At 43.9% G+C, this 17,272-nt stretch carries 12 protein-coding genes and 1 pseudogene; 4 read left to right on the forward strand and 9 right to left on the reverse strand.

Annotation, left to right across the window (positions count from 1 at the left end):
* Positions 1 to 432 (forward strand): AMP-binding enzyme (locus RF007C_RS04345; RefSeq protein WP_037297586.1); only part of this gene is annotated, 432 nt, incomplete at its 5' end.
* A gap of 78 nt (positions 433 to 510) precedes the next feature.
* Here RF007C_RS04345 and RF007C_RS04350 read toward each other — a convergent pair.
* The 6 genes and pseudogenes from RF007C_RS04350 to RF007C_RS04370 all read right to left on the reverse strand — a co-directional run bounded on the left by RF007C_RS04350 (position 511) and on the right by RF007C_RS04370 (position 7,230).
* Positions 511 to 1,968: a sensor histidine kinase gene (locus tag RF007C_RS04350; RefSeq protein ID WP_242836270.1), complete on the reverse strand. Its 1,458-nt coding sequence runs from the start codon at positions 1,966 to 1,968 to the stop codon at positions 511 to 513.
* A complete protein-coding gene (locus RF007C_RS04355; RefSeq protein ID WP_037297590.1) occupies positions 1,958 to 2,632 on the reverse strand; it encodes a response regulator transcription factor in 675 nt (224 codons plus the stop codon). Before RF007C_RS04355 ends, RF007C_RS04350 begins: the two co-directional genes overlap by 11 nt.
* Before the next feature lie 70 nt (positions 2,633 to 2,702).
* Positions 2,703 to 3,029: an FMN-binding protein gene (locus RF007C_RS17975; protein WP_037297591.1), complete on the reverse strand. Its 327-nt coding sequence runs from the start codon at positions 3,027 to 3,029 to the stop codon at positions 2,703 to 2,705.
* Positions 3,030 to 3,082: 53 nt separating this feature from the next.
* Positions 3,083 to 3,352: pseudogene (locus RF007C_RS18285) on the reverse strand (4Fe-4S binding protein); the annotation flags it as partial.
* A gap of 88 nt (positions 3,353 to 3,440) precedes the next feature.
* The gene (locus tag RF007C_RS04365) at positions 3,441 to 4,685 is read right to left on the reverse strand and encodes a carbohydrate-binding domain-containing protein (RefSeq protein ID WP_037297594.1); all 1,245 of its coding nucleotides are present in this window, start codon (positions 4,683 to 4,685) and stop codon (positions 3,441 to 3,443) included.
* 217 nt (positions 4,686 to 4,902) lie between these two features.
* Positions 4,903 to 7,230: a glycoside hydrolase family 3 N-terminal domain-containing protein gene (locus tag RF007C_RS04370; RefSeq protein ID WP_051456511.1), complete on the reverse strand. Its 2,328-nt coding sequence runs from the start codon at positions 7,228 to 7,230 to the stop codon at positions 4,903 to 4,905.
* Positions 7,231 to 7,543: 313 nt separating this feature from the next.
* On the opposite strand from RF007C_RS04370, the gene RF007C_RS04375 reads away from it, so the two are divergent.
* From RF007C_RS04375 to RF007C_RS04385, 3 genes are all read left to right on the forward strand, one after another.
* Positions 7,544 to 9,418: a dockerin type I repeat-containing protein gene (locus RF007C_RS04375; protein WP_037297596.1), complete on the forward strand. Its 1,875-nt coding sequence runs from the start codon at positions 7,544 to 7,546 to the stop codon at positions 9,416 to 9,418.
* A 66-nt stretch (positions 9,419 to 9,484) separates the two neighbouring features.
* Positions 9,485 to 12,379 (forward strand): dockerin type I repeat-containing protein, encoded by a 2,895-nt coding sequence (locus RF007C_RS17980; protein ID WP_051456512.1) that lies wholly within the window; start codon positions 9,485 to 9,487, stop codon positions 12,377 to 12,379.
* Between the two features lie 158 nt (positions 12,380 to 12,537).
* The gene (locus tag RF007C_RS04385) at positions 12,538 to 14,346 is read left to right on the forward strand and encodes a dockerin type I repeat-containing protein (RefSeq protein ID WP_037297599.1); all 1,809 of its coding nucleotides are present in this window, start codon (positions 12,538 to 12,540) and stop codon (positions 14,344 to 14,346) included.
* Positions 14,347 to 14,520: 174 nt separating this feature from the next.
* Here RF007C_RS04385 and RF007C_RS04390 read toward each other — a convergent pair whose 3' ends face one another.
* The 3 genes from RF007C_RS04390 to RF007C_RS17440 form a co-directional block, all read right to left on the reverse strand.
* Complete coding sequence (locus tag RF007C_RS04390) at positions 14,521 to 15,687, reverse strand: hypothetical protein (RefSeq protein ID WP_019677981.1); 1,167 nt, start codon at positions 15,685 to 15,687, stop codon at positions 14,521 to 14,523.
* Complete coding sequence (locus RF007C_RS04395) at positions 15,684 to 16,259, reverse strand: RNA polymerase sigma factor (protein ID WP_019677982.1); 576 nt, start codon at positions 16,257 to 16,259, stop codon at positions 15,684 to 15,686. Before RF007C_RS04395 ends, RF007C_RS04390 begins: the two co-directional genes overlap by 4 nt.
* Before the next feature lie 294 nt (positions 16,260 to 16,553).
* Entirely contained in the window at positions 16,554 to 17,246 is a 693-nt protein-coding gene (locus RF007C_RS17440) for a dockerin type I repeat-containing protein (RefSeq protein ID WP_037297601.1), read from the reverse strand.
* Positions 17,247 to 17,272 lie beyond the last annotated feature (26 nt).

The following is a 17,272-nucleotide window of genomic DNA, read 5'->3' on the forward strand; positions in this document are numbered from 1 at the left end:
GAGGAAAATACAGCGGAAACATGGCGTGACGGCTTCTATCACACAGGTGATACAGCATGGATGGACGAGGACGGCTACTTCTGGTACGTCGGCCGAGTCGATGACGTTATCAAATCCTCAGGCTACCGTATCGGCCCCTTTGAGATCGAAAGCGTACTCATGGAGCTCCCCTACGTGCTTGAATGCGCGGTAACAGGCGTTCCGGACGAGATCCGCGGACAGATAGTAAAGGCTACTATCGTACTCACAAAGGACAAGACAGGCTCCGACGAGCTTGTAAAGGAGATAAAGGACTACGTCAAGGAACGTACCGCACCTTACAAATATCCGAGAGTTATCGAGTTCGTTCCCGAGCTGCCAAAGACTGTCGGAAGCGGAAAAATACGCCGTGCTGCTATCCGTGAAATGGATAACGCAAAGTATCAGAAGTAAACTTCATTCTGAATAATATTGAAAAAAAGAGCGGCAATAAGCCGCTCTTTTTTTTTTTGCGATGAATGGGGCATTTCTTCACAGCGAACCCTGCTTTGGAATATCAAAAATGATCCTGAACGTACTTCCCTTACCTGTCACCGATTCAGCTTCGCATCTGCCATTATGAAGTACAACAGTCTGCTTTACGATAGCAAGTCCGAGGCCTGAAACGCCCTTGCCCTGCCTCTGTCGCTTTGTATAATACTTGTCCCATATTTTTTCCAGTTCTTCTGCGGCAATGCCTTCACCATGGTCGGATATTTCGATAACGGCTTTGCTGTCTGCCGATTTCAGCATAACTCCTGTCCACTTATCCTCACCTGCGTGACGTACAGCATTGTCAAGAAGATTATAAACAGCTCTCTGAAGCCGCGAAACATTTCCGTTAATACGGATATTCTCCGCGATATGACGCTCAAAGATATACCCTTCCTTAGAGTACAGGTTTTCAAAGCTGTCGGCAACTGAATTTACTACCTCAGCAAGATCAACCTCGCTCATTACAAGCTGTGTATCTGTCATCTGCAGCTCAGAATACTCAAGTATCTCATTGACAAGGGCTGTAAGCCTGTCTGTCTCTTCAACTATCACCGCAACGTCCTCTGCACACTGTTTTTCATCTTCCCGTGATATGTCTCTTATCATTTCCGCGTAACCCTTTATCATGGTCAGAGGAGTACGCAGATCATGGGAGACATTCGCAAGCAGTTCATTCTGGAATTCCTGCGACTTTTTCAGCTTGTCCGCAGTATTGTCAAGGGTATCGTTCAGTTCGTCAAGCTCTGAGCAGAAACCTTTCCTGAAATCAGTATCGCTATCCTTATCGGCAAGCTTATGAGCTTTTTCGTTAAGCTGTGCAACAGGACGGGAAAAGCTTCTCGACATGAACCACGCGATAACAAATCCCGTGATAACTGACAAAAGCGTAACCCAGATAAGCTGCACACGGATTATTCTTGCTGTGGAACCAACTGCATTGAGCATCGTTCCTATATACATCACAGCCTTGTCATCACTGCCGTAAAAATCTATATACATTCCGTAAATATACATTTCGTCTGACAGAAGTTCAATTTCATTGCTGTCTGATGCCACAAGTTCGCTCAAAAACCTGTCATAATTATCCGGAAGCTCTCTGTAATGCCCGTGTTCTACCCTGATATCCGCCCTCATACCGTTAAACTCGTTGTTTCTCAGCTTATGCCCTTTTTTGTATTCATCGGAGCTGTAAAGGATATTGCCTTCGGTATCCGTGACAAATACAAGAACGGAATTGTCACGGGAAAGCTGGTCGATATATTCGGTTATATCTGCTTCATTGCTCCGTGCAGAGATCTTATCGGCAGCTGATACTGTGTTCTTTATGACCATACCATTGTAGAAGCGCTGGAGAAATACGGTCTGCAAAAGCCATAGCACAGCAAAAATAACGGCTGTGAAGAATATAAAGCAGCCCAGCAGTTTCCGCTGGAAAGTCATTGTTTTACGTTTCAAATTTATATCCCACCCCTCGTATCGTTTTGATACAGTCACGGTATTCTCCTAATTTACTTCGCAGCAGCTTTATCTGCCAGTCAACTGTCCTGTCAACGCCGAAGCTGTCATATCCCCAAACTTCATTGAGTATTCTGTCTCGGGACAGTACAACACCCTTATTCTGAACCAGAAGAAGTAAAATCGAGTATTCCTTTGCAGTGAGATCTGCCTTTTCGCCGTCAACCTCGACTGACATTCCGAAGGTATCTATTATTATACCGCCGACACTGATTATCCTTTGCTCTGCCGTTTTTTCGGACACAGGTCTGTGACTGAGTATCACCTTAATACGCGCCATAAGCTCCATAGGTGAAAATGGCTTTGTAACATAGTCGTCAACGCCTACCTCAAATCCGAAAAGCTTATCAAACTCCGTACCTCTTGCAGAGAGCATGATCACGGGAATATCCTTAAATTCCTTTATCTTCTTGCAGGCCGTAAATCCGTCGGTATCAGGCATCATAACGTCCATGACTATGAGATCGAAGTCCTCCCTTGTACAGGCTTCTATCGCCTGTCTGCCGTCGGAAACAGCTGTGACATCGTAGCCCTCGCGCTGAGCGTAACGGCTTATAAGTGTAACTATATTCGGTTCATCATCGGCTATAAGGATCTTCTGCATGGCGCACCTCCGCAGTTTTATTGTTAATATTATACACGAAAGACGCTCTTTTGTAAAGAGCGCCTTTATTTCATCGGTTACGTCTGCCTCCGTGATTTTTATCAGCCGTACTGTTTGGATTCGTGAACTCCATACCGAGTGCATTGGCCACAGCCTCCTTTATGCCGTTGCTGCTGAATGTTGCTCCGCTAACTGCGTCAACATCCACGCTCTGGAAGCCGAGTATCTCAGATATAACGCTGTTTTCGGCACGGCTGAAAAACTGCTGATCGTCCTTGTATGAATCAATAGATATATCGGTGATCTCGCCGTTTTCAACTGTAACAGTGACCTTTGTTTCGCCGCGGAAGCCACTGCAACAAGCGCAAGAACAGCATATTTCAGGAGCTTCAGCCACTTATCAGCTTTTTCGGGCACTTTTCCCCTGAACGGCATCAGCTTTCCCGCAACATTCAGCAGATCCTGCATTGCTCCGAATGAACAGATAAAACCGCAGAAGTAACGTCCCCATACAAGGGCTGTGAGAAACACTCCGACTACAAGTATTATCCTGCCGAGATTATCGGTGAGTACGAAGCTTCCGTCTGTTATGGACATTATGACAGATACTATAGACGAGAATATGGTTATAAACAGTGCCGGCACGGTTACGAATGAAATAAGCTGTATGAACGCCCTGACTATCTGTATGGGATGGAGCCTCTTTCTCATTTTTCTCATTCCTTATTGATGCAAGGTACGTTACGCAGCTTCTCCGTAGCGTATATTTCCTGAGCGGATACCGTATCTGTCATACGTTCTCCTCCATTCAGAACCTGCCGCCTCTGCCGCCGAAACCTCCCGGTCCGCCATTCATGCCTCCGTGCATACCGCCGCCCATCATGCTCTGGGGTATCTCCGAGACCTCTGCACCGTTGATTATTATAGTACCGCCGTTGAATTCGGCTGTCTTATCATAGTCAAATGATGACATCTGAGCTGTGACATTTACTGTTCCGCCGTTCACATAGGTAGAACCGTTGGAATCGATAGCGTCTGTATCGCCCTGACCTACCTCAACAGTTATGTTTCCGCCGTTTATGACGATAGCTGTTTCATATGCGTCAGTACCTGTTGAAGCATTGATACCGTCGTCCGTCGCATAGATATTTATATCGCCGTCATTGATAAGAACATATGTAGCCTCTATTCCCTCCGCAGCATTTATATCCATTGTTCCGCCGTCTATCTGAACCATAGCACAGGCCTGTATTCCGTCACTTCCACCGTTAATGCTGAATGTGCCGCCTGATATGGTGATAATTCCCTCAGCCTCATCATTCTCGCAGTGGAAACCGTCTTTATTGGTAGCGATATTGAATGTTCCGTCACTTATTGATATAGAATCATTTGCTTCAAAAGCGTCAAGGGCAGATCTCACGTTGTAGGTACCGCCTGTTATCTTCATATCGTCCTTGGAGGTGATACCGTTTCCGTAATACGAAGTGACATTGAGCGTACCTGTGCCGTTGAGAACAAGGTCGTCCTTTGAGTAGATGACGGCATCGGTATTTGTATCTCCGTCTGCTTTGAATTCCCCGCTGACTGTGAGATCGTTCTCACTGCCTGAAGTCGTAATGAATACCTTATCTGCCGAAACAACATATATAACAGGAGAATCACTGTTTGTAACATTAACTCCGTCAAGTACCAGCTGTACTTTTGCATTTTCATCAGCTTCAACTCTTATAGTGCAATTTTCAGCTGTACCGTGTACAGTATAGACTCCTTCTTCGGTTATGCCAATGGTGGTATCATCTGATACAGTGATATTTTTCGCCTCGCTTGTATCTGCTGTCTGCTCAAGATCACGCTTTGTATAGGTTGTTTTCTCATTTTCTGTGCTGTCTGAAAGCTGTACCGGTAAAGCTTCTTCATTATTCTCCGATACAGCAGCAGTTCTGACTTTATTGTCAGCCGAAGCCTTGTCGTCTGTATTTGTCCTGCTGCCGCAGCCTGTGACTGCTGCTGCAAACATTGCTGCCATAATTGAATACATATATATTTTTTTCATAATATCTCTCCTTTTTAATACGTCAGAGGTGTTTTGTTTCTATGTCTGTATTATACAGGAGCAGTTTGTAAGTTAAATGGAGTTAAAGTGGAATCTCAGGCTTGAAATGTGGAATTTATGTCCTGTTTTGTGACATATCTGTGAAAAGGCACAAAAAAACCGACTCTGAAGGGAGTCGGTATATAACTTGATATTCAGTTTTTCGGCTTATGAACAGTTACTTTTTCAAACACCGCATCTGCCGCAGAGTATCAATAAACTCCGCATAAGCTTTATCTGAACAGTTCATGCTGTTCAGAACTTTTCCAATGCTGTCCATTGCGGTATACTGATATGTTGTAAGAATATTCTCCCAGGGAAGTCCGTGATCCGTTATAAAACGCAACAAAGCAGCTTTGAGTACGGGATTTTCATAAATCTCTTTGATACTTGTATTTTCACCCCAGCTGTATGGCGATTCTCCGTCATAATGCAGCAGCACGCCAGCCGTATCATGCCAGTCAATGGCATTGGCATCCTCAACCGTAGCATTGAGGACATACTCACCGTCCTCAAGCGTCCATTCGTGCCGATCGGGATCCCAGCTCTCAAAGGCACGCCTGTCAACGTGCATATGTACTGTCACAGTCTGATGCGGTCCGACGTATACCTTCCTGAACGCACAGAGCTCACAGACCGGCTTTGTGAGTGCAGATAAGGGATCATGTACGTATACCTGAACAACTGTCTTTCCTGCAGTATCACCTGTATTTTCAACTTCTGCTGCAAGCTCAAGACCGTTTGCGATATTACCGCTTTCGACCCGCAGACTGCGGACTTCAAATGTCGTATAGGAGAGACCGTAACCAAAATATGCAGCAGCATAGTCGGCGTCAGGATTGCAGTGATAACGAGTGGCATAATAGCGATAACCGACAAAAATGCCCTCACCGTAAGTCACGTTCATTCCGTCGCCGGGAAAATTCAGGAATGTCGGCATATCATCCTCAGAATATGGTATAGTCAGCGGCAGACGTCCCGACGGATTGACTTTGCCGCAGAGAATGTCCGCAATTGCGGCAGCTCCCTGCATTCCGGGCAGCGATACCCAGAACGCCGCATTCCAGTTTCCTATGGTCCATTCGGTAACAGGTCCTGATGCATTCACGATCAGCACGGAACGCAGACTATTCTGCGCAGCATATGATGCCAGCTTACTCATTTTCATCTGCTCCTCCCGACATATACTGAGCGTTTTTCGGTCGTTGCCTTCCTGTCCGGGAACACTGAGTACATAAATCACCGTATCTGCTTCATCATAAAGACCTGTCCGCACATCTGCAAAGTGCTTTCTCAGCTCTTCGAAAAGGTTTGTATTGCGGTCGGTGTGTACACCTGCACTGCCTTCACCGCATACCAGAAGCTCGCCGTTCAGAGTACCTGTCAGTGCGATTTTTGCAGATGCAGGCAGAGGGCAGCACTTTGCATCTGATCCAACAGTGAATGGATGATTACGCAGCATGACGATACCCTCCGCCGCTGCTTTATATGCGGCACGGTCTGTCATTTCGCGGTCGATATGAGCAGCTGCAGGCAGCGCATACTTCCGTGCAAGTCTGGCTGCGCGTTCTGCCGAAACCGCAAGCTTTTCAGGCTCGAGCGTTCCGTCTTCCAGTGCTCTTTGGAGCGGCTCCGAAGAAACAGGTCCCGGCATATTCACATCGCAGCCCGCATTAATTGCCCCGGCAGTATGATAAACCGCTCCCCAGTCGCTCATGACAAGTCCGTCAAATCCCCATTCATCCCGGAGAAGTTCAGTCAGAAGCCAATTGTTTTCGGTACAGGGCACACCGTTGATCTGATTGTAAGCCGCCATAACAGTCGCGCAGTCTGCATTGACACAGGCTTCAAATCCGGGAAGATAAAGCTCATACAGTGCGCGCTCGGGAATTATCTCATTGATGCCCTGACGGTTCGTTTCCTGATTATTGGCCGCAAAATGCTTGACATTTGCCGCAACTCCCTGTGACTGTACGCCCCTGACAAGCTCAGGAGCCAGCATGGCAATAAGGTAAGGATCCTCTGAATAGCCCTCAAACAGGCGTCCCGCCCTGAGATCACGGTGCAGATTGATATTCGGCGTTCCGAGAAGCACATGAATACCGTAGGCTCGCGCTTCATGCCCAAGTGCCTGACCGACCTGATATACTGTCTCAGGATCCCATGTCGCACCAAGCATCATACCCGGCGGATAGCAGCCCGGAGCCGTCATTTCGGGGATCAGCAGCCGAAGCTGATCTCGCAGCCAGTTGTAAAGCTCAAGCTCGTCCCGTGTATCAAGCAAATCGGGCTGATAGAAATTCTCAAGCACTCTTCGGAATACCGAAGTGCCTTTTTGAGCATGACCTGCTTTATCCATCAGATCCCCGAATAACTGCTCAAAATTGAGTCCCGTTCCGCCGTCAAGCATCTGAATACGCGGAACCTCCTTTTGCGGCAGTTCTCCCATTCCGAAAAAAGACTGTCCGTTGACCATTAAGATCTGTTCATCAGATGTAAGCTCCATATAAAGCACTCCCCTCCTGACATAAGGATATGTAATCGTTCAGAAAAAACGTTTTCAGCATCGGCAAGAAGATAATGGATTTCACATATCAATGGCTTCCATGATCTTCGGCGAAGTCTTTGAAATAATTATACATCATATATTCATCAAAAGCAACAGTAAGCAATTTATAAAAGTATGCGGAGCTTTCGTGATATATTCAATATATTCATAAAATGTTTACGATTTTATCCGCACATTTCCGTCTTCTCACCCGTTAAAATATAAAAAGACATTTTATTCCTGCTATAACATTCGGAAAGAAGGCGTTACCATGAAACTATCATCAGCTTTAAGTGCCGCTATTGCAGCAGCTGTAATGCTGCTCCCCTCATTCACTGCAAAAGCGGAAACAACACTTTCTGTGACAGTTCCCGGAGATATTAACCTCAGCAACAGTTTCACACTCTCTGATCTGGTCACAATGCAGAATTATCTCCACGGCAAGACCACACTCAGCGAACAGGCATTCATCAATGCTGATCTCAACAGCGATGGCACCGTTGATATATTCGATATGTGCCTTTTCAGAAAAAAAATGATCTCAGAGTCGGGAGGCTTTACCAAAACAGTCAGCGATCTTCAGTATTCGGATAAAATGCATAGTGATCCCCATGAGGATTATATCCTTTCAACAGATGATCTTAACAGATACTTCAGCCCGCTGCACGTCATAACTGTTGACGGTGACTGCTTTGATGTACCGACATATACGGATGAGGATATAGAGAAGTTTACAGAGATATACAACGAGGAATTCTTTAAGGATAACATTCTCCTACTGAAAACCGAGCTCAAACCTGACGGCGGTGAGAACAATATCGGAGATGTATACTATTCGGGAGACCATATAGAAGCTGAGTTCTTTCAGACATATTCGGGTGAAAGAACCAACAGCTATGAGGAGCACCTTCAGCTTTTACAGGTGGTTATACCAAGAACTTTAAACAATGCAAAGGGATTTGACTGGGTGTACAGGTATCCCGACGCAGAAGCAAAGGTCGAATCGGAATTTACCAGCGAGCTTACAGGCAGCGGCTGGAAAGCAGCAGTATACGGGCAATCGCCTCAAATCTTTACAAGCAAAGCTCTCTTTGACAAGTGGACAGAAGGAAAATTCCACAGTGCAGTTGAAAGATCCTTGAAGAACAAGTACAACGAAGAATTCTTTGCTCAAAACGCCCTTGTTCTTAACCTTACGGCACAGAGCAATGGTTCATGTCCCATAACTGCCGATGCTCAGGTCACAGCCAATAAAGTAACGCTTACATACGACCGTGATCTCACGGGAGCCAAGACATCTAAGGGCGTGTATATAACTCAGGCAGTCATCCCCAAAGGAGCGTGTCACAATTATAAAGCTGAAGTCATACGGAGCTGGGAAAAACCTGTCCTACTTGATCACAAGGAATACGATCTCGGAATGCTTTGCGAAACGCATAATAAAGACATGACGAAAACATTCGGAATGAAGCCGCGATGGGTAAATTCGCAGGAAGAGCTCGATGAGTACCTCGGCGAGTATCTTACTGACGAAGCAATCGAGCTGATAAATGCAAAGCTCTATGTACACAGCGCTTACGTCTGGGTTGATTACGATGTAATAGGCGCTACACACAAGCTTTCATCATCTTATGTATCACAGGATGAAAAAATACTCGAACTGAATACGGTCTCTTCAACGCCTTTCGGTGATATAGGAGGTGCGTTCCTTCATATTCTTACTACCTCAAATGATATTTCAGGATATGAAGTAAAAATACACGATTTCTATGTAAATGACAATTATCCGATACTGGACAAAGAACCGATCGAAATAGATTTCATGGACGGCAGTCTCTATGACTCCAGAACACTGTTCGTAAACCAGTACGGCTTCGGAGGCGAATACTCGGCAGACCTCTACCTGACACACTCGGGAGGCGGTCCTATACGGTACAGCAGTTATGAATATATCGGTACGATCGAGCTTTTCCCTGACTATGAACCGTTCACCGGGGAATATACATACACAGAAAACGATGACGGCAGCCACACAGTTACAGGTTCGGATTTCTCTTTAAAATACACTGATGGTATTCTTAAGGTAAGCTGCAAAACTTCACCTGATTCCGATTACACCGATTATGAATTTGAGATTGGCAAATAAATACAACGTAAAGAAAGCCTGCACAGGCATCTATGATATTATTCATTTATGAATGGAGGATTAACAATGAAGAATCAATTTATCGCTTTACTGACAACAGGTATGCTGCTGTCATCCGTAACAGCACTGCCGCCCGCATTTGCAGCCGATCAGGTCAAACCTGCTCCCGCAGCAACCACAATTCCGGACTGGGTACCCAGGACCTTCAGCTCTGTTCTTGAATTCAGAAACACATACGGAGCTACACATATTGAAGACGGTTTTATCTGCGTTGTAAGCAAATTTCAGGCCGAAAAACTATCGGATAATGAACCTAGAGGAATGCTGCGTTATGATACCATAGCAACAGACGAATCTGTAAAAACTCTGATGCACAGACCTTACAGCAGTATCGAAAGTCAGTATTACTACGATGTAGCAGTATTTGATCCGCAGCAGGCAGGCGACTTTGATATTGCCGTGGTTGACACCTTTGTAGAAGAAAAGGATCCCGACCTTAGATACGGCCATGCCATCTCCCGCTATTCCTTCTCGGCAAAAAGCGATACGGATATCACCGAGACTGATATATACAGCTGGCTGCCTGACTGCAAGAAGGAGTTCAGTGAGTACACAAATAAAAACACATATTTATCCGTAAAGGATAATTATGTTGTGTTCGGTCTTTCTCATAACGCAGGTACAGCCTATAACTGGACTCTGAAGGACGGCGGAAAAGAATGCTTTGAGCTTGAAGCAGTCAGTGATTGCAGTCCCGTATCTGATGTTCCTCTTGACGGCGGACAGATCAATAAGATCTACGTATATAAGGCAGTCAAGGACGGCTATGATAAGATATCCTACGAATTCGGACCGATTTATGACACAAACGCAGAGGATAAAACAACTCTCCTCGCTGACTGCGCAGTAATAAATAATGCACAGACCGTACTGCTTTCGGGCAATATGAGATTTACGATCGTTGACTATGATACCGGCGAGCCTATTGCTTTTACCGAAGGTGATGATCCTGTTATCTGGTCAAATGTACGCTATGACACACCTGAAGGAAGTCTCACACAGGATAGTCAGCCCATGAGATTCCTGACAAATCCTGTCATCGACAAGAGCGCAGGATTACACCTTGATGCAGACTATTTTTCATTCGGATTGAGTTGTCCTCCAAAAGGCTATTCACTCCCCGAAACGGATGGTTCTACCCCCGGTTATTACAACGGTAATGTAATTCCTGAGGATTATATGACCGTCACAAAATATGAAAACAAAACTGCCGATGTTGTGTTCAGACTGAAAAAGAGCAGCGCTGTCAGCAAGAAGATAACAAAGATAACCTTCTATGACAAGGATACAGGCGAACTGATCGACATTCCCGAAGGTAATACATTCCTTCTGAAATGCACATCCGGCGAGCCTTCCACAGGTGAGATATATGATATTGAATCAAATCCCTGTACGATCGACTCTGTTAATGTATTTGAAAAGTCATGCAGTTATTCTTTCCACTCAGATGAGACATGGGGCGGGTATGATTATCTTGAATTCGAGATAATATCCGAAAGCACAGATAACGTCGAGCTGAAGTGCAGAATGAAGTGGGTTCCCTACGGCGACGCCAACGGAGACGGTCTGTCAAGCATTTCGGATCTGGTGTTCATGCAAAAATGGCTGCTTGGCATGGCCGATACCGAGCTTTCCGACCTGAAGGCTGTTGATTTCTGCCGTGACAACATAATTGACGTATTTGACCTTATCCGTATGAGAAAACACATTCTCCGTTCAATAAATCTGCCTGTCGCAGTAAACATCAACATAAAAGACGGAGATGAAGGAACAGATAAAACCTGGAAAGTATATCAGAATGGCGATAATTACATACTGTATTATGATGAGAAGAGAACGGATATGGATATTGAGCCGTTGATGCTTCCGATCTCAGAACAGGATTATCGCAGGATAATGGCTCAGGACTACGAACTGCTCATCAATAACACCTTGCATGTGACAATACCTGTATTGAGCAGTATACAGCAGGACACTGTTCTTACCTATGCAGACGGTTCACAAAGGAGAACTTCTGCAAATATGGCAAGTATTTTTATCAAGCTTGAAAATCTTAAGGAAAAATATCTGAGCAATAACAATACTTATGTTGTACCTGAAAGATTTACTACAAATGCTGCGCCTTTGTGGGTTATGGTAAATGATCTGAAATTTTATCTTGGTCCTGATGAAAGTTATAAATCTGTAGATAAAATTCCCAGTGGAACAGTGCTTTGGGAACTGGGGTGTCAGAATGATGATAATGTATGGTTATTTACAAAATTCAATGGTCAGTACGGCTGGATAAAGACCGTTGAAGATGATAATGATACCGTTACGTATTATTTCCCTGAATTTGTTGACAAGCCTGTTATCTACCTGTATCCCGAGGAGAAGACGGATGTTCATGTTGAACTTGAACTGACTGAATCCGAGCTTTCAACCACATATCCCAGGTATAATAACGGCTGGGACGTTGTGGCTTATCCTGACGGAAAGCTTCTGAACAAGGCAGACGGCACTCACCATAATTACCTGTTCTGGGACGCTGCAAACAGCCGCACTAAATTTGATTTCTCAAAGGGATTCTGTGTTGCAGGCGCTGATACTGAGAGCTTCCTCAAAGAAAAGCTCACATATATGGGCTTGACAGAAGAAGAAATGAACGAGTTCATCGTATACTGGCTGCCGAGAATGGAGCATAACAAGTATAATCTCATCTCTTTCCAGGGAGACGCATATACGAACTCCGCTAAACTCAGCATCACACCTTCACCTGACAGTATCTGCCGCATCTTCATGACTTATATCCCCCTTGAAAATGCCTTGGATATTGAACCCCAGCAGCTTGAGTCCTTTGAAAGAAATGGCTTTACAGTTGTTGAATGGGGCGGAAGCGAGCTCCGTCCGCATAACGCATAAAAACGGGATAACAACCAAATGTCCGCCCCCTGTGGGCGGACATTTTCATAATAATATGTACCGCATAAAAACAATACTTGACGTTGCGGAAGTTTTGTGATACGATATTATCAACAGAACAAAGCCCCTCTGAAATACCAAAAGGAAGGTGAAAAATCATGAAAGCATCAAAACTCGCAGCATCATTCACCGCAGCGGCCTTGCTGCTCTGTTCAGGCATAATCCCACCTGACATCTGTCCTGCTGTTCATGCGGAAGAGGCTTCTGACAGCATACAGCTTCCCGAATGGGTACCGCAAAACCGAAATGCTGCCTGTCAGTTCTATAACCTTCATGGCGGCACCTACATACAGGACGGCCTTCTTTGCGTGACCTTTTGCAGAAGCTACTCTATGAGTGAAGATGCAGCGAAAGCAGAATACATCGTTTCTGTTTCCGAGGGCGTAATGGAAGAAATCTTCCATGAACAATATAATGACCAGACAGGATCCGATATTGAGGTATTCGTCTACAAGCCTGTCAGCGCAGGCAATTTCAAGACTTCACTTACCTGTCCCTCAGTGGATACCCTTACCGATTTCGAAGGTAATAATTATATCCCCTCTTATGAGTTCATTGTTGATGATATGCTGAATATCACCGAAACAGACCTTTATGCCAAGCTTCCCGACTGCATGGCTGAGCTCGAAGAATTCTCCCAGGAACATGGTACAGTTTCGGTCATTGATGATAAGATTGTATTCTGTCTGCAAAATCCAACGACATTTTTTTCTGAATGGCATGAGGGGTACTGCTCAGAAAATATGCGTCAAGCAGCAAAATGGAGCTGTTCAAACAAGACGAGATTCGCAGGCTTTTTCGCAGGCCCGAGAGATACGTCAGATATTGTAGTATATGAAGCAATTTCGGAAGGACCTGTGTATGTACGCTGGGACGTGGTCGATACATACAACCATGACGATATTTACTACGGCTTTGCAGCTGCCTATCAGGATACCTCCCTCAAAACTCCTTCCCTTTCAAAGGGAGATGCAAGAATAAAGATAACAGATTACGAAACAGGCGAACCTGTTATACTCGATGAGGATACCGGCTTCGATATTCACCGCAGAACAAGTGTTACAGACAGCAGTACTCTTATTACTCCTATATCGTCTAACCCCTGCGTTATACCTGATCTGTGCAAACCTTCAAGCAGCTTTCAATCCGGTACGAAAGTAAGCATTCCCGTTTCATCAGATGCACTCGATTTCAAACTTGTTATTCCGGATGAATATGAAGTTCCGAAGGATGGATTCGGAGTTGAACAGAAAAAAGCTTATATGACGATCACGGTAGTCAACGGTGAAGCATATGATATAGAATACAGAGTCTCAGCAACGCTTTCAGGAGATGTGAACGGTGACGGTGAATTCAATACCGCCGACCTTGTAACTCTTCAGAAATGGCTGCTGGGTAAGTCAGATACGGTATTGAAGAACTGGAAAGCAGTGGATTACTGCAATGATAACGTGATCGATTCCCTTGATCTGTGTCTGATGCGAAAAGCTCTTATCATTGCACAGCAGGAACCGCCGATCACGCTGTTCGTACTGGATCAGTCACGCACCCGCAATACCGGGAATGGCACCGAAAAACAACGCATCATAACTTGTATCGAAAACACAGATCTTGCTGAAAATGAAGATATACTCAGCCTTACTCAAAAAATATCGGATAATATCGATAAGTATGAGAATATGAAGCTGCAAAGGCTCAATTTCTCCGTTGAGGATTACGGCGAAGATGTACTTTATCTGGTATACCGCAAGCCGGATCAGGATCCCGACAGAATGGTGATCTGCACATATGGAGAGAGTTGTTCATGGCTCGATGATGAGGACGTTAAAAATCTTGTCATACTATTGATCGAAAACGGATATTTTGCAAAAGAATCCGATGCCTTAGCATTTAAGGAAGCACGGTAACGAAATCTTTCATTTCGTTACCGACACCATAACAAAATTCAGCTGTGACAGCAATTATGCGGATATTCGCATGGTTCACTGTCACAGCTGTTTTTATTTCATGATATATCCTGCATCAGCGTCGCAGGTACAGGCACACCAATATGGAGCATTTCCCCGCATATAGCTTCTTTTTCAGCTTTTATCGTCGTTTATATTATAAACTTCCTTCTCAAACCTGACAGCACTCTCGTTCTTTTCAGCATATACAATAAATTCCGGTTCTTGCCAGTCATGAAGAGCCAGTGCAGAATTAAATTCTTTCATTTCCTCTGTAAGGAAGTCGGGGCGCCCCATATTAACTATTTTTTCGCCGTTAAAAACTCCGTCGCCCTGATATTCGTGTATTGTTTTTATCGTGTTATTCTTATCAAATTCAAGGATCTGACTCGTTCCGCTGCTCAATAAGTCACTTGCATGAATAAGATTCTCCTCAGGGCAAATATAAATACTCGATCCGCATACAATATATTCTTTACGTCCATATGCCTCAAAACGGCTCGTAAATTCCGATTTAACATATTCTTTCCCGTCATAAACGTACATATTTACATTTCCTTCTCCGAGGAAATTATATCCAAGGAACAGTTCAGGTATCGTATCATTGTTAAGATCAAAATAAGCATACCTTATATTCCATAATGCAGTTTGTGTATTCATCAATTTATCCATAATTTCCATGCGGGCACTGTCAAGTTCTTCCTGAGTTATATCAGTACGTTCTGTTTTCGGATTATTATGAACGAGAATATCGGACTGCCCGGAGTAATTTTGTTCTGAAGATGTTGTAACAGTTGTTGTATCATCAGAGGACGAAGCTGTTGTCTGCGTCGTTGTTTCCGTCGCCTTCTCCGTATCCTTTACTGTGGTAACAGGAGTACCTGATGAAGTTGTTTTCGCAGTGGTTAATGCTGAAGTCCTTGTAACTGAAGTAGTCACCTCGACTATCGGATCATTGTTATTCGGAACCATTACATTACGGTGATTTAACACTGCTATACTTCCGATCGTCAAAACGACAGCCGCTGCCGAGCATAAAGCCACAAATATGATATGCGGCAACTTTTTACGGTTATATATTTCAACACCTGATACAGGATCTGCTCCTTCATCGTTTTCAGAAAACGTGTCATCTGTCATATCGGGTTTCTGCTTTTCCTTCTCATACTTTTTCATTGTATTTTTCAGTATTCTTTCCATATCTTTTTTATCAATGTCCATTTTATCAGTACCGATTTCTTCAATGGTGTTCATATCTGAATTTTCGAGGATATCGAAGCCGAATATTTTATTATCGCTCATATATTTCCCTCCTTCAAACCGTATCCTTCAGCAGCAAGAAGCTCCTTTAGCTTTTTTAAAGCTCTGCTGCACCTCATTCTTACCGACGAGGGCGACATTGAATGTTTTTTTGCTATTTCGCTCGAATTCATATTATAATAATACTTCTGTATAATTATATCTGAATCAGGTTCCCCGAGGCTTTTTATCAGCTTCAGCAGCGTATTTTTCAGAACATTGCGTTCCGTTTTTTCCATGATACAATCTGTATCGGCAATTTCAGCCGCCTCATTTTCAATATATACAGTATCTTTATGACGGGAAAGCTTTCTGTACATCTGTATGGCTGTACGGTTTGCAATAACAGCGATGAATCCTTTCATATCGCCATTGAAGTTCCTGTCACGGTCATAGCTTATGAAGACGGATGAAAAAACATCTTCCACACATTCCTCAATATCCTCTCGATTGCCGCAGCTTCGCAGTTTATTGTAAATAATGGCATACACATAATTGAAATATTCGTAAAAAAGTGCAGTCTGCGCTTTGTATGGATCAATATCATACATTTTACGGTATTCATTATCTGTCATATGATCACCCCTTTATTCGATTACCTTCAAAAGTCTTTTGAATTATAAGCGCTTTTATTATATATACTTGCTCCGAATCTTCAAAGTGCAACATATTTTTCTGAATTTTATTATATCTTAAATCATGAATATTTTCAACTGTATGATTTTTTCGCGATTATATGTAAAATTGAAACCAACAACGGCAAAAAAATAAACCGCCCGAAGGCGGCTAAAAACAATTACGGATATGTATTTATCAATTATTTCTGAAAACTCTTTCTGTACGCGGAATAATACCCAACATCTCCCATATCATTCTTCCGGCTTTTCAATCAAAGCTTTCCTCATCATGCACAAATCGAAAACGTCCAGTTCATCGTCCTTGCACAGATCTGCTGCCTTCCAGTCGGCAAGTTCGGTCCCGGGAACTGCAAGCAGCCATTTCTGAAGCAGTACGACATCTGATATACTGAATTCACCGTCACCATTTACGTCACCCTTTTTCACGTCAGGTGTATCGTCGATGATCTCAAATGCAAATCCATGCTTTTCCGCATAACTCTCGGCAGTAGAGCCTTTGTAACCGTATATAACTCCTCCGTACCGAACATTGCTGATGACACCGCTTTCCTTCGGATCGGCATTATCCGGAGTTTCACAAATTATACATTCAGGATTCAGAATAGTTATCTTTTCAAGGCCGTAGTCCGAATAATCAATAAATCCTACTTTGGTAATCCCTCTGTCTATTATTACTTCCCTTATCCTGATCTGACTGTATATGATCGGATCAAATTCTACCCAGGGCCAATATATCAGTTCTCCCTCACCGCTGAATTTCAGTATTCTATAATCAGTCAGCTCCCATCTGAAGCCGTTACTGAATTCACCTGTTTCCGCTGAAGCTGTAATGGCATGAGGGCATACCTTATCACTGCCCAGAACAACTCCGTTTCCTATGATACACATTGCGCACAACGCAGCTGCTATTTTAATACATGTCATAATTATCTCACTCCTGAAATTTTTCT

The organism is Ruminococcus flavefaciens 007c (assembly GCF_000571935.1).
GTDB classification, from domain to species: domain Bacteria; phylum Bacillota; class Clostridia; order Oscillospirales; family Ruminococcaceae; genus Ruminococcus; species Ruminococcus flavefaciens_F.

What these genes read in the sequence shown, in the direction of transcription:
- RF007C_RS04355 (WP_037297590.1), bottom strand. Translation starts at nt 2,632, where the DNA reads ATGCAGAAGATCCTTATAGCCGATGATGAACCGAATATAGTTACACTT.
- RF007C_RS04365 (WP_037297594.1), bottom strand. Translation starts at nt 4,685, where the DNA reads ATGAAAAAAATATATATGTATTCAATTATGGCAGCAATGTTTGCAGCA.
- RF007C_RS04370 (WP_051456511.1), bottom strand. Translation starts at nt 7,230, where the DNA reads ATGGAGCTTACATCTGATGAACAGATCTTAATGGTCAACGGACAGTCT.
- RF007C_RS04375 (WP_037297596.1), top strand. Translation starts at nt 7,544, where the DNA reads ATGAAACTATCATCAGCTTTAAGTGCCGCTATTGCAGCAGCTGTAATG.
- RF007C_RS17980 (WP_051456512.1), top strand. Translation starts at nt 9,485, where the DNA reads ATGAAGAATCAATTTATCGCTTTACTGACAACAGGTATGCTGCTGTCA.
- RF007C_RS04385 (WP_037297599.1), top strand. Translation starts at nt 12,538, where the DNA reads ATGAAAGCATCAAAACTCGCAGCATCATTCACCGCAGCGGCCTTGCTG.
- RF007C_RS04390 (WP_019677981.1), bottom strand. Translation starts at nt 15,687, where the DNA reads ATGAGCGATAATAAAATATTCGGCTTCGATATCCTCGAAAATTCAGAT.
- RF007C_RS04395 (WP_019677982.1), bottom strand. Translation starts at nt 16,259, where the DNA reads ATGACAGATAATGAATACCGTAAAATGTATGATATTGATCCATACAAA.
- RF007C_RS17440 (WP_037297601.1), bottom strand. Translation starts at nt 17,246, where the DNA reads ATGACATGTATTAAAATAGCAGCTGCGTTGTGCGCAATGTGTATCATA.